The 11,470-nt window shown below is 71.2% G+C and carries 14 protein-coding genes; 5 read left to right on the top strand and 9 right to left on the bottom strand.

Translation table 11 applies throughout. From position 1 onward, the window contains the following. Window positions 1-11: 11 nt before the first annotated feature. Together ACWCV3_RS23685 and ACWCV3_RS23690 are read right to left on the bottom strand one after the other, a co-directional pair. A complete protein-coding gene (locus tag ACWCV3_RS23685) occupies window positions 12-350 on the bottom strand; it encodes a P-II family nitrogen regulator (RefSeq protein WP_451227559.1) in 339 nt (112 codons plus the stop codon). Beyond that, on the bottom strand, window positions 347-1,633 hold the full coding sequence (locus tag ACWCV3_RS23690; RefSeq protein ID WP_451227562.1) for an ammonium transporter: 1,287 nt from the start codon (window positions 1,631-1,633) through the stop codon (window positions 347-349). Before ACWCV3_RS23690 ends, ACWCV3_RS23685 begins: the two co-directional genes overlap by 4 nt. Window positions 1,634-1,812: 179 nt before the next feature. Here ACWCV3_RS23690 and era point away from each other — a divergent pair, with 179 nt between their 5' ends. Beyond that, a complete protein-coding gene (gene era, locus ACWCV3_RS23695) occupies window positions 1,813-2,766 on the top strand; it encodes a GTPase Era (RefSeq protein ID WP_451227564.1) in 954 nt (317 codons plus the stop codon). 4 nt (window positions 2,767-2,770) lie between these two features. Here era and ACWCV3_RS23700 read toward each other — a convergent pair whose 3' ends face one another. The 3 genes from ACWCV3_RS23700 to ACWCV3_RS23710 all read right to left on the bottom strand — a co-directional run bounded on the left by ACWCV3_RS23700 (window position 2,771) and on the right by ACWCV3_RS23710 (window position 5,539). After that, the gene (locus ACWCV3_RS23700) at window positions 2,771-4,087 is read right to left on the bottom strand and encodes a GH1 family beta-glucosidase (RefSeq protein ID WP_451227567.1); all 1,317 of its coding nucleotides are present in this window, start codon (window positions 4,085-4,087) and stop codon (window positions 2,771-2,773) included. 93 nt (window positions 4,088-4,180) lie between these two features. Then, entirely contained in the window at window positions 4,181-4,447 is a 267-nt protein-coding gene (locus ACWCV3_RS23705) for a protealysin inhibitor emfourin (protein WP_451227570.1), read from the bottom strand. A 21-nt stretch (window positions 4,448-4,468) separates the two neighbouring features. After that, on the bottom strand, window positions 4,469-5,539 hold the full coding sequence (locus ACWCV3_RS23710; protein WP_451227573.1) for a M4 family metallopeptidase: 1,071 nt from the start codon (window positions 5,537-5,539) through the stop codon (window positions 4,469-4,471). A 327-nt stretch (window positions 5,540-5,866) separates the two neighbouring features. Here ACWCV3_RS23710 and leuA point away from each other — a divergent pair, with 327 nt between their 5' ends. The 3 genes from leuA (at window position 5,867) to ACWCV3_RS23725 (ending at window position 8,901) form a co-directional block, all read left to right on the top strand. Further along, window positions 5,867-7,588, top strand: a complete 1,722-nt coding sequence (gene leuA, locus ACWCV3_RS23715) for a 2-isopropylmalate synthase (protein WP_451227576.1) — start codon at window positions 5,867-5,869, stop codon at window positions 7,586-7,588. A gap of 189 nt (window positions 7,589-7,777) precedes the next feature. Further along, window positions 7,778-8,422: a TerB family tellurite resistance protein gene (locus ACWCV3_RS23720; RefSeq protein ID WP_451227579.1), complete on the top strand. Its 645-nt coding sequence runs from the start codon at window positions 7,778-7,780 to the stop codon at window positions 8,420-8,422. 68 nt (window positions 8,423-8,490) lie between these two features. Next, the gene (locus ACWCV3_RS23725; protein WP_451227582.1) at window positions 8,491-8,901 is read left to right on the top strand and encodes a DUF3052 domain-containing protein; all 411 of its coding nucleotides are present in this window, start codon (window positions 8,491-8,493) and stop codon (window positions 8,899-8,901) included. Between the two features lie 149 nt (window positions 8,902-9,050). On the opposite strand, the gene ACWCV3_RS23730 is transcribed toward ACWCV3_RS23725, so the two are convergent. From ACWCV3_RS23730 to ACWCV3_RS23745, 4 genes are read right to left on the bottom strand one after another with little or no spacing between them, the layout of a single operon-like run. Continuing rightward, window positions 9,051-9,287 (bottom strand): hypothetical protein, encoded by a 237-nt coding sequence (locus ACWCV3_RS23730; protein WP_451227584.1) that lies wholly within the window; start codon window positions 9,285-9,287, stop codon window positions 9,051-9,053. A gap of 10 nt (window positions 9,288-9,297) precedes the next feature. Next, entirely contained in the window at window positions 9,298-9,819 is a 522-nt protein-coding gene (locus tag ACWCV3_RS23735; RefSeq protein WP_451227587.1) for a GNAT family N-acetyltransferase, read from the bottom strand. Further along, window positions 9,803-9,997: a DUF397 domain-containing protein gene (locus tag ACWCV3_RS23740; RefSeq protein ID WP_451227590.1), complete on the bottom strand. Its 195-nt coding sequence runs from the start codon at window positions 9,995-9,997 to the stop codon at window positions 9,803-9,805. The genes ACWCV3_RS23735 and ACWCV3_RS23740 overlap by 17 nt, the downstream gene beginning before the upstream one ends. Beyond that, window positions 9,979-10,809, bottom strand: coding sequence for a helix-turn-helix domain-containing protein (locus ACWCV3_RS23745; protein ID WP_451227593.1), 831 nt, complete (start codon window positions 10,807-10,809; stop codon window positions 9,979-9,981). The genes ACWCV3_RS23740 and ACWCV3_RS23745 overlap by 19 nt, the downstream gene beginning before the upstream one ends. 334 nt (window positions 10,810-11,143) lie before the next feature. Between ACWCV3_RS23745 and ACWCV3_RS23750 the strand changes: the two genes are divergently transcribed. Further along, window positions 11,144-11,359, top strand: coding sequence for a hypothetical protein (locus ACWCV3_RS23750; RefSeq protein ID WP_451227596.1), 216 nt, complete (start codon window positions 11,144-11,146; stop codon window positions 11,357-11,359). The last annotated feature ends 111 nt before the right edge of the window (window positions 11,360-11,470 follow it).

The following is an 11,470-nucleotide window of genomic DNA, read 5'->3' on the forward strand; positions in this document are numbered from 1 at the left end:
CCGGGGACCGGTCACAGCGCGTCCGGTCCCCGCTCTCCGGTCCGCACCCGCACCACCGTCTCCACCGGTACCGACCACACCTTGCCGTCCCCGATCCTGCCCGTCCTCGCCGCCTTCACGATGGCGTCGATCGCCTCCTCGGCCACCGCGTCCTCGACGAGCAGCTCCAGGCGGACCTTGGGGACGAGGTCCACCACGTACTCCGCGCCCCGGTAGACCTCGGTGTGGCCGCGCTGGCGGCCGTAGCCGCTGGCCTCGGTGACGGTGAGGCCGTCGATGCCGAGGTCGCGCAGGGCGGACTTCACCTCGTCCAGACGGTAGGGCTTCACGACGGCGGTGATGAGCTTCATGCGGGGGTCTCGGCCTTCCTGACGGGGGCGCCATGGCCCAGGACCCCGTGATCGTAGGCCGTCTCGGCGTGCACCGTGAGGTCGAGCCCGGCGCGCTCCTCGTCCTCGCCTGCGCGCAGCCCCAGCGTGCGGTCCAGCACCCTGCCCAGCCCGTACGTCACCCCGAAGGCGTACCCGGCGACCGCGAGGACCGCGAGGAGCTGGCGGCCCAGCAGCCCGGGCCCGCCGCCGTACAGCAGACCCTCCGGGCCGCCGGTCAGGGCCTTGTCCGCGAACAGGCCGATCAGCAGCGTGCCGATCACCCCGCCGACCAGGTGGACGCCGACGACGTCGAGGGAGTCGTCGTAGTTCAGCCTGAACTTCCAGCCCACCGCGTACGAGCAGACGATCCCGGCGGCCAGCCCGACGGCCAGTGCTCCCAGCAGCGGGACGGTGCCGCAGGACGGGGTGATGGCGACCAGGCCCGCGACCGCGCCGGAGGCGGCGCCCAGGGTCGTGGGGTGGCCGTCCCGCTTCTGCTCGACCAGGAGCCAGCCCAGCAGACCGGTGCAGCCGGCGGCCATGGTGTTGAGGAAGGCAGCCGCGGCGAGGCCGTTCGCGCCGAGCGCGGAGCCCGCGTTGAAGCCGAACCAGCCGAACCACAGCAGCCCGGCACCGAGCATCACCATCGGCAGACTGTGCGGCCGCATGGCCTCCTTCTTGAAGCCCAGCCGGGGTCCGAGCACCAGACACAACGCGAGCCCCGAGGCCCCGGACGTGATCTCGACCGGCAGACCGCCCGCGAAGTCCAGCGCACCCAGCCTCGCGCCGATCCACCCGCCCGGCCCCCACACCCAGTGGGTGACCGGGACGTATACGAGCAGCGTCCACACCGGCACCAGCACCAGCCACGCCCCGAACCGGGTGCGGTCCGCGACCGCGCCGCTGATCAGGGCGGCCGTGATGATCGCGAAGGTGAGCTGGAAGGTGGCGAAGAGCAGCGTGGGCACCGTGCCGTGCAGACCGGCCGGGTCCACCCCGGCCATCCCGGCGTCCGCCAGCCCGCCGAGCAGGCCGCCGCCGATGTCGTCGGTGAAGGCGAGGGAGTAGCCGGCCGCCAGCCAGACCACGGTGACCAGGGCTATGGACACGAAGCTCATCATCAGCATGTTGAGGACGCTCTTCGCGCGGACCATGCCGCCGTAGAACAGGGCCAGGCCCGGTGTCATCAACAGGACCAGGGCGGTGGCGGCGAGCAGCCAGGCGGTGTCACCGGTGTCCGCGTGTGCGGCGGCGAGGGTCACGGGCGTCTCCAGTGATCCGGGGAGCGGGCTCGTCAGAGGGTCACGGGTGCGCGTTTCCGGTCGCCTACAGGGGCGTTTCCAGCAGGTTTCGGCACACGTCGGCGCTCTGTGCCGCCGGTCGCGCGGGTGTGGCGGACGCCTGTGCGGCACGGGCTCGCGGATCAGGGAGAATGGTCGGCATGAGCGTTCGTACCCAGTCATCCGAGCGGTCGGGCGAGAACGCCCACCGCGCAGGCTTCGCGTGCTTCGTGGGCCGTCCCAACGCGGGCAAGTCCACCCTCACGAACGCTCTGGTCGGGCAGAAGGTGGCCATCACCGCCGACCAGCCGCAGACCACCCGGCACACCGTGCGCGGCATCGTGCACCGGGACGACGCCCAGCTGATCCTGGTCGACACCCCCGGTCTCCACAAGCCGCGCACCCTGCTCGGCGAGCGGCTCAACGACGTGGTGCGCACCACCTGGGCCGAGGTCGACGTGATCGGCTTCTGCCTCCCGGCGAACGAGAAGATCGGCCCCGGCGACCGCTTCATCGCCAAGGAACTGGCCGGGATCAAGAAGACCCCCAAGGTCGCCATCGTCACCAAGACCGACCTGGTCGACTCCAAGACCCTCGCCGAGCAGCTCATCGCCATCGACCAGCTCGGCAAGGAGCTGGGCTTCGAATGGGCCGAGATCGTGCCGGTCTCCGCGGTGGGCGACAAGCAGATCGGCCTGCTGGCCGACCTGATCGTGCCGCTGCTTCCCGAGGGCCCGGCGCTGTACCCCGAGGGCGACCTCACCGACGAGCCCGAGCAGGTCATGATCGCGGAGCTGATCCGCGAGGCCGCGCTGGAGGGCGTGCGCGACGAGCTGCCGCACTCCATCGCCGTCGTCGTCGAGGAGATGCTGCCGCGCGAGGACCGCCCGGCCGACAAGCCCCTGCTCGACATCCACGCCAACGTCTACATCGAGCGCCCGAGCCAGAAGGGGATCATCATCGGCCCCAAGGGCAAGCGCCTGAAGGACGTGGGCATCAAGTCCCGCAAGCAGATCGAGGCCCTGCTCGGCACGCCCGTCTTCCTCGACCTGCACGTGAAGGTCGCCAAGGACTGGCAGCGCGACCCCAAGCAGCTCCGCAAGCTCGGCTTCTGAGCCCTCAGCGCCGCTGCGCCCGCAGCAGGTCCCGGTACCAGCGGTACGACGCCTTCGGTGTCCGCCGCAGCGTGGCGAAGTCCACGTCCACCAGGCCGAAACGGCGGGCGTAGCCCTCGGCCCACTCGAAGTTGTCCAGCAGCGACCACACGAAGTAGCCGCGCACGTCGGCCCCCTCGGCGAGCGCGGCGTGGACCGCGCGGACGTGACCGTCCAGGTAGGTGATGCGGTCCCGGTCGTCCAGCCCCTCGTACGAGCATCCGTTCTCGGTGATGACGAGGGGCGGGAGCCGGTCGCCGTAGTGGTCCCGGAGCCCGGTCAGCAGGCGGGTCAGCGCCTCGGGAACGACCGGCCAGCCGAAGTCGGTCACCGGGACGCCCTCGAACTGCCCGAGCGAGAAGGGCAGTCCGGCGGGGAGCGCCACCCCGGCGAACTCGCCGGGCTCCTCCTGAGGGGCGCCCACGCGCGCCGGGGCGTAGTAGTTGATCCCGTACCAGTCCAGTGGCTCCGCGATGATCCGCAGGTCGTCCTCGGTGCCCTCGGGCATCAACGCGGCCGTACCGTCGGGGTACTGGCCCAGCAGGACGGGTTCGGCGAAGAGGCGGTTGAGGAGCAGGTCGTAGAAGGCGGCCGCCTCCACGTCCGCCAGGTCGGTGGAGGCGGGCTCCACGGGGGAGTGGCTGTTGGCGATGCCGATCTCGCTCATCCCGGCCGCGCGCAGCGCCCGTACCGCCAGGCCGTGCGCGAGGAGCTGGTGGTGGGCGGCCGGGAGCGCGTCGAAGAGCAGCGCGCGGCCCGGGGCGTGAGTGCCGAGGGCATGGCCCAGCAGGGTGTGCTCGGCGGGCTCGTTGAGGGTGATCCAGCGCGGTACGCGGTCTCCGATCCGGTCCGCGACGCCGGAGACGTGGTCCGCGAACCGGTACGTGGTGTCCCGGTCCAGCCAGTCGAGCCCGGCCGGCAGATCCCAGTGGAACAGCGTCGGCACCGGCTGGACGCCCGCTTCGCACAGCGCGTCCACCAGCCGGTCGTAGAAGTCGAGCCCACCGGGGGAGTTGACGCGCGGCCAGGAGACGGAGAAGCGGTACGCGTCCACGCCGAGGCCGGCCAGCAGGGCCACGTCCTCCGGATAGCGGTGGTAGTGGTCGCAGGCCACGGCCGCGGTGGAGCCGTCCTTCACCCGGCCTGGCTCGGCGGCGAACACGTCCCACACGGAGGGTTCGCGCAGGTCGGCGGCGCCCTCGATCTGGTGCGCGGAGGTCGACACCCCCCACAGGAAGCCGTCGGGGAAGCGAGGGAGAGGGCCGTGCGCGTCCGTCACCATGGGCGGGATCATCCGCACCCGGCCCCCGCCGCGTCAACGGTCACGTCGGTCCGGATCCCGCTCCCCGATCCGGCCTGATCCGAACGAAAGACCCTAAGCCCCCTCCTTCAGCACCCGCGACACCAACTCCCGCTGTACATCGGTCAGCCGGGGGTCGGCCGCGTGGACGGTGCGGCCGTCCACCGTGATCTCGTAGTGGAAGCCGTCCGGGACACCCGGTACCGGGGTGCCCTGCGCGCCGTCCAGGACCTGGTCGGCCAGGGTGTGCCACTCGTGGGCGTCGGCACACCCGGAGGTGTCCACCTCGGCCAGCCGCTCGATGCCGGCGAAGCCGCCCGTACGTCGTACTCGGATACGCATGGCCCCAGTGTCCGGCACCGCCTACAGCGTCTCCACCCCCACTTCCTCCCACGCCTTCTCCACCGCCTGGAGTTCGCCGCCCGCGCCGAACCGCTCACGGGCGGCCTTGACGGTGAGCGTGGCGAAGTCGGCGAACTGGGCGTCCTCCTTGAGTTCGCCGCCGGTCAGCACGTCGTACCAGATCTGGCCGGTCTTCTCCCACGCGTAGCCGCCGATCGCGGTGGCCGCGATGTAGAAGGCGTGGTTGGGGATGCCGGAGTTGATGTGGACGCCGCCGTTGTCCCGGCCCGTGTGCACGTAGTGCTGCATGTCGGCGGGCTGGGGGTCCTTGCCGAGCACGTCGTCGTCGTACGCGGTGCCCGGTGCCTTCATCGAGCGCAGGGCCACGCCCTGGACGCGCGGGGCGAGCAGGCCGGCGCCGATCAGCCAGTCCGCGTCGGCGGCGGTCTGGCGGAGCGTGTACTGCTTGATCAGCGAGCCGAACACGTCGGACAGCGACTCGTTGAGCGCGCCGGACTGGCCGAAGTAGGCGAGGTTGGCGGTGTACTGCGTGACGCCGTGGGTGAGTTCGTGGCCGATGACGTCGACCGGGATGGTGAAGTCGAGGAAGATCTCGCCGTCCCCGTCGCCGAACACCATCTGCTCGCCGTTCCAGAACGCGTTGTCGTAGTCCTTGTCGAAGTGGACCGTGGCGTTGAGCGGGAGGCCCCGGCCGTCGATGGAGCGGCGGCCGTACGCCTTCAGGTACAGCTCGAAGGTGGCGCCCAGGCCCGCGTAGGCCCGGTTGACCGTCGCGTCGGAGCCCGGCTCGGAGCCCTCGGCGCGGACCCTCCTGCCGGGAAGGTCCTGTTCGTGCCCGGCGTCGAAGATCGTGCGGTCGGGCTGGTCCCCGCCGGCCGGAGCGGCGGCAGCCGGCGACGGGGAGCCGATCACGGTGGTCAGCCGGCGGCGGGTGCGCTCCAGCGCGTCCCGCTCCAGGGAGCGGCGGGCCGGGCCGGACAACGCCGGGTCGGAGTCGCGCGCGAGCCTGTCGAGGAGGTGCGGCGGCACGATCGTGCAGAAGACGGGCTCATGGCCCCCGTTGGTCGTCATGCCGATAAATGGTCGCACCGAGCGAGGTGAAAGTCACTAGCTGTAACCGTGATTGATGAAATGCGGTGATATCTCTCGTCACTCCGCGTCACCGGGTGGTAGAGGCCCTCGTCAGAGGCCCGTGTCACCCGTCCCGGTTCCGCATGCTGATACGCCCCCGCGCGCCCGGCGGGCCTCGGCTAGGCTGCACGGCATCATGCGTTTCGGGCTGCTTCTCCTTAGCTGCCGCGGCGAGGGCCTGTAAGCAAGGCCGACCCCCTCCCCGCGGTGCTGTCTGGCGTTGCGTCGTCGGCCGTCCCAAGGACTTTCCGAGGAGCCCACGCGATCATGGCGAACCGCCAGCAGCCCAGCCCCATGCCGTTCCAGCGCTACGGACGCTACGAGCAGGTCGACATTCCCGACCGCACCTGGCCCGGCAAGCGCGTCACCGCCGCCCCCCGCTGGCTCTCCACCGACCTGCGCGACGGCAACCAGGCCCTGATCGACCCGATGTCGCCCGAGCGCAAGCGCCGGATGTTCGACCAGCTGGTCAAGATGGGCTACAAGGAGATCGAGGTCGGCTTCCCCGCCTCCGGCCAGACCGACTTCGACTTCGTGCGCTCCATCATCGAGGAGGAGGGCGCGATCCCCGAGGACGTGACGATCTCCGTCCTCACCCAGGCCCGCGAGGACCTGATCGAGCGCACCGTGGAGTCCCTGAAGGGCGCGCACCGCGCCACGGTCCACTTGTACAACGCCACCGCGCCCGTGTTCCGCCGGGTGGTCTTCCGGGGCTCCAAGGAGGACATCAAGCAGATCGCCGTGGACGGCACCCGTCTGGTGGTGGAGTACGCGGAGAAGCTGCTGGGCCCCGAGACCGAGTTCGGCTACCAGTACTCGCCGGAGATCTTCACCGACACCGAACTGGACTTCGCGCTGGAGGTCTGCGAGGCGGTGATGGACGTCTACCAGCCCGGTCCGGGCCGCGAGATCATCCTCAACCTGCCCGCCACGGTGGAGCGGTCGACCCCGTCCACGCACGCCGACCGGTTCGAGTGGATGCACCGCAACCTCTCCCGCCGCGAGCACGTCGTCCTGTCCGTGCACCCGCACAACGACCGGGGCACCGCCGTGGCCGCCGCCGAGCTGGCGCTGATGGCCGGCGCCGACCGCGTCGAGGGCTGCCTGTTCGGACAGGGCGAGCGCACCGGCAACGTCGACCTGGTCACCCTGGGCATGAACCTGTTCTCGCAGGGCGTCGACCCGCAGATCGACTTCTCCGACATCGACGAGATCCGTCGCACGTGGGAGTACTGCAACCAGATGGAGGTCCACCCGCGCCACCCCTACGTGGGCGACCTGGTCTACACGTCCTTCTCCGGCTCCCACCAGGACGCCATCAAGAAGGGCTTCGACGCGATGGATGCCGACGCGGCCGCGCGCGGTGCCGGCGTGGGCGAGCTGGAGTGGGCGGTGCCGTACCTGCCCATCGACCCCAAGGACGTCGGCCGCTCCTACGAGGCCGTCATCCGGGTCAACTCGCAGTCCGGCAAGGGCGGTGTGTCGTACGTCCTGAAGAACGACCACAAGCTGGATCTGCCGCGCCGGATGCAGATCGAGTTCTCGAAGATCATCCAGGCCAGGACGGACGCCGAGGGCGGCGAGATCACCCCGCGCGAGATCTGGGCCGCCTTCCAGGACGAGTACCTGCCGAACCCGGGGAACCCCTGGGGCCGCATCCAGGTCCGCACCGGGCAGTCGACCACCGACACGGACGGCGTGGACACGCTGACCGTGGAGGCGACGGTGGACGGCGTGGACACCGTGCTGACCGGTAGCGGCAACGGTCCGATCTCTGCGTTCTTCGACGCCCTGCAGTCGGTGGGCGTGGACGTACGACTGCTGGACTACCAGGAGCACACGATGAGCGAGGGCGCGTCCGCGCAGGCCGCCTCCTACATCGAGTGCGCGGTCGGCGACAAGGTGCTGTGGGGCATCGGCATCGACGCGAACACGACACGTGCGTCGTTGAAGGCGGTCGTCTCCGCGGTGAACCGCGCGACCCGCTGACCCCGCCCCACCCGGCGCTTCGCCGCCCCGGCCGCCGCACACGGCGGCCGGGGCGGCGTCGTCTTCCGGCCAGGAAACGCCGCAGGTCACGGGCCGGTCTCGCCCGGAGGGCTGACTACGGCCACGTGATGTGGCTAACATCACGCCAGCGCGGCGATGGGGCCGCGTGGTGACGTGCGGAGGTGCGACGTGCTGCCAGTACGGGGACGAGACGGCCGAGCCACCGGGTTCGTCCGGCACATCCTGGGCTCCCGCACCGCCTGGACGCCCCAGGGCGACGGCGAGTTCTTCTGCCCCGGCTGCGGCGGCGACCGCAACTACCAGCGCCTCACCGGCCGCACCCGCCTCACCGTGCTCGGGGTACCCGTGCTGACGCGCGGGACGACCGGGCCGGTCGTGGAGTGCGCGTCCTGCCTGCACCACTTCGGTGTGGACACGCTCGACCACCCCACCACCCGCCGTCTCTCCGTCCTGCTCCGCGACGCCGTCCACGCGGTGGCGGTCTCGGTGCTGGTCGCCGGGGGCACCGGGGCGCGGGCCGCGCTGGAGACGGCGGCCGAGACCGTCCGCGCGGCGGGCTGCGAGGAGGACGTGGCGGAACGCCTCGCCATGACCGTCGACGGCGGCGACCCCCGCACGCCCCTGACCGCCCTCGCCCCCCACCTCGCCGCACCGGGCCGCGAGTCCCTCCTCCTGGACGCCGCCCTCATCGCCCTCGCCGACGGCCCCTACACCCCCGCGGAGCACACCGCCCTCACCTCGGCCGGCGAAGCACTCCTGCTCCCGGTCGAGGTGGTCGAACGGGTCCTGACGGCGGCCCGCATGCCGTCCTGAACAGGGGAGCGTGACGCGCGGGAGCCCTCGGGCGTTGAGCATCGTGGTCTTACGTGTGGAGGACGGCGATGAGCACTGCGGAGCGGATTCTCGCGGATCGGCTGGAGATCACGGCGGGACAGGTCGTGCGGGAGATCGGCTGGGACGAGGACTGCGACGACCGCCTGCGCGCGGCCGTCGAGGAGTGGACCGGTGACGCGCTCGCCGACGCGGGCGGTGAGGACCTCGCCGACGCGGTGCTCCTGTGGTGGCGCGAGAAGGACGGCGACCTCTTCGACGCGCTCACCGATGCCGTGACCGGCCTCACCTTCGGCGGCCCCATCTGGCTCCTGACGCCCCGCCCGGGCCGCGACGGCCACGTGGAGGCCGCCGAGATCGCGGAGAGCGCCACGGCGGCCGGGCTCAGCCGGACCCCCCTGGACGTGGCGGTGAGCTGGGCCGGCACCCGGCTCGACCTTCGGGGGAGGATTGCCCCGTAAGGGCGGGCCCACCGCTCGCTGCCCTCGCCGAGGGCGCTGTCGGTGATGTCGCCTCCGGGGCGCCGAGCACCCCGGCACCTCGGGAACCGGTCACCACCTCGCGAACTGCTGTTGGCACGGTGGGCGGTCGAGTCGAGTGATCCACTGGTCTAGTGCGTGGGCGTCGACCGTCTGCGCCGCGCCGCCCGGTTCGCCACGCCGAGCAGGGCGAACAGGAGGCAGAGGCCGAGGGAGGAGCCGACGCGGCCTGCTCCGGCACCACCCAGGACCCGCATGACCAGTACGGTGAAGTTCAGTGCCAGCAGCGACAGGAACACCCAGAAGGCCCCCTGAGATCCGGGCTTCGTCCAGGCAGGTGCCTCACGGGACGCGCGTCGAGATGTCATGTTCCCTCCCTCAGTCCCCAGTGCCCCCGGCACGGCCGCCACACGCCCAGCGGATCTCCCCGTCCTGGCGCTCCGGAGTGGGGGCGAGGCCCGCCGCCCTCGCCACGGCCGCCGAGGCGTGGTGGTCGGGGTGGATGTGCGCGGTGATGCTCCGCACCGGACACGCGGTCAGCCACGCGACCAGGGCCACGGCCGCCTCCTTGGCGATGCCCCGCCCCTGCCAGGGGGTGCCCACCACCCACGCGATCTCGGCGGTGCGGCGCGCCGTGCTGAGCGTCGCCTGGACGGTGCCGGTCAGGCGGGAGTCCTCGCGCAGCAGGATGACCCAGTTCAGCCAGGTGATCTCGGGGTCGGGGGAGCCGGCGACGAGCCGGCGGTACCGGGTGGTGAGCGCGTCCGGTGGGTACGGGGTCCCGCCGATGAAGCGGTGCAGGGCAGGGTCGGCCAGTACCCCGGCCATCTCCGTGGCGTGCCCGACCCGCAGGGGGAGCAGATCGAGCCGCGGGGTGCGGATCTCAGTGCCGGACGGCATCAAGGAAGTCGCCCCAGGCGGAGGCGCCGAGGAGGAGTACGGGGCTGTCCTCGACCTTGCTGTCCCGTACGGGGACGACGCCGGGGACTCCGCCGGCGACCTCGACGCAGTTGCCGCCGTCGCCGTTGCTGTAGCTGCTCTTGTGCCAGTGGGCGTCGGTCAGGTCGTACTGGCGCATCGTCTGAAGTCCTCAGCCGCCGATTCGATCAGGGCCAGGGACGCCTCCGGCGACAGCGCGGCACCCCTGAGCAGATCGTATGCGCCCTGTGCCCTCTTCACCATGGCCGGGTCGTCGAGCAAGGTCCCCGAGAACGAGGTCTCTGTATAGGCCACGGGCGGGGCGTCGTTGAACTCCATGAGCCGCAGCGAGCCGTTGTTGGCAGGGGCGCCTGCCCCGAACGGCAATACCTGCACCAGCGCACTCCGCTGCCGGGACAGCTCCGCCAAGTGATCCAGCGCCTCTGCCGCGACCGCCGCTCCACCGACGGCTGTGCGGAGCGCAGCCTCATGGAGGATCGCCCAATACCTCGGGTGGGCAGCCTCCTTGAGGACGGCTGAGCGCTCCACCCGGGCGGCCACTCTGCCGGCCACGAACTCCTCGGCGGCAAAGGGATGCGTCGCCAGGATCAGGGCGCGCGCGTAGCCGGGCGTCTGGAGCAGCCCCGGCACGACGGTCGGCTCGAACTCACAGATCGTGGTCGCCAGTCGTTCCAGGTCGACCACGCGCGCGAAGTAGTCCGCATACCTCGGATCATCGATCAGCTTCCTGCACAGCCGCTCGAAAATACCGCCGGTTTGCAGTACTTGGTCGATCCGCTGGGCCACATCCAACTGGGGCTTTCTGATCGCCTGCTCGAACTGGCCGATGTACCCGCCGGAGACGAAGACCTTTGCTCCCAACTCCGTCTGAGTGAGCCCCGCCTCCTCGCGGCGACGCTTCAGCTCGGTGCCGAAGAACTCCCAGACCGCCTGACGTGAACCGTTGGCCACGGCCAACCCCCTTGCGCTGCCACGCGCTTGTAGGGCTCAGGCCCCTTCCGAGTCTAGGTGTGGAGCGTCACCGTGAGGACACGAAGCGTGAAGGGCGTTGCGGAAGGGAAGTGATGCGGACAGTGAACACACAGGATTCAGCGGACCGGGTCGAGGAAGCGGAGCGAACCCTCGAGGAATTGCGGACCGCACTGGAAAAGGCCGGGATCAAGTTGCCTTCGCTCCGGCTCGATCCCATCTCACTGGCCTGCGAGGCCCCGATCCCCCTGGTGGAGCTGGGGCGGTGCTCGGTGCAGACGGCCGCGCAGCTCGTAGCGGCGCTGCGATGAATGCGGTGCGACCGCCACTGGGCTCGTACGCCTTGGACACGGAGACGAACAGAGTGGGAGTGGTCATGGGACACCAGGGACCGTACGTGCAGCTCAGACCGCTGGGCGGCGGCCGGGAGTGGGACGTGGCGCCGGGCCGGGTGCGGGCGGCGACGCCCGCGGAGCGGATCAGTGCGGCGACGGCGTATGCGAATGCCCGCAGCAGAGGCGAGGTGCCCTGAGGGGCGGGGCGCGCGGAGAGACGGAGAGCGGCCTCCGCCGGGACCCGGGGCGGGGGGGGGCGCCCCCCAGCGGGGCCGCGCAATCGAGGGGCCCGATGCCGGGCCCCGTGA

Source organism: Streptomyces sp. NPDC001781, from assembly GCF_053596035.1.

Coding starts and splice junctions, on each gene's coding strand:
- ACWCV3_RS23685 (WP_451227559.1), bottom strand. CDS start 350: ATGAAGCTCATCACCGCCGTCGTGAAGCCCTACCGTCTGGACGAGGTG.
- era (WP_451227564.1), top strand. CDS start 1,813: ATGAGCGTTCGTACCCAGTCATCCGAGCGGTCGGGCGAGAACGCCCAC.
- ACWCV3_RS23700 (WP_451227567.1), bottom strand. CDS start 4,087: ATGGTGACGGACGCGCACGGCCCTCTCCCTCGCTTCCCCGACGGCTTC.
- ACWCV3_RS23705 (WP_451227570.1), bottom strand. CDS start 4,447: ATGCGTATCCGAGTACGACGTACGGGCGGCTTCGCCGGCATCGAGCGG.
- ACWCV3_RS23710 (WP_451227573.1), bottom strand. CDS start 5,539: ATGACGACCAACGGGGGCCATGAGCCCGTCTTCTGCACGATCGTGCCG.
- leuA (WP_451227576.1), top strand. CDS start 5,867: ATGGCGAACCGCCAGCAGCCCAGCCCCATGCCGTTCCAGCGCTACGGA.
- ACWCV3_RS23725 (WP_451227582.1), top strand. CDS start 8,491: ATGAGCACTGCGGAGCGGATTCTCGCGGATCGGCTGGAGATCACGGCG.
- ACWCV3_RS23730 (WP_451227584.1), bottom strand. CDS start 9,287: ATGACATCTCGACGCGCGTCCCGTGAGGCACCTGCCTGGACGAAGCCC.
- ACWCV3_RS23735 (WP_451227587.1), bottom strand. CDS start 9,819: ATGCCGTCCGGCACTGAGATCCGCACCCCGCGGCTCGATCTGCTCCCC.
- ACWCV3_RS23740 (WP_451227590.1), bottom strand. CDS start 9,997: ATGCGCCAGTACGACCTGACCGACGCCCACTGGCACAAGAGCAGCTAC.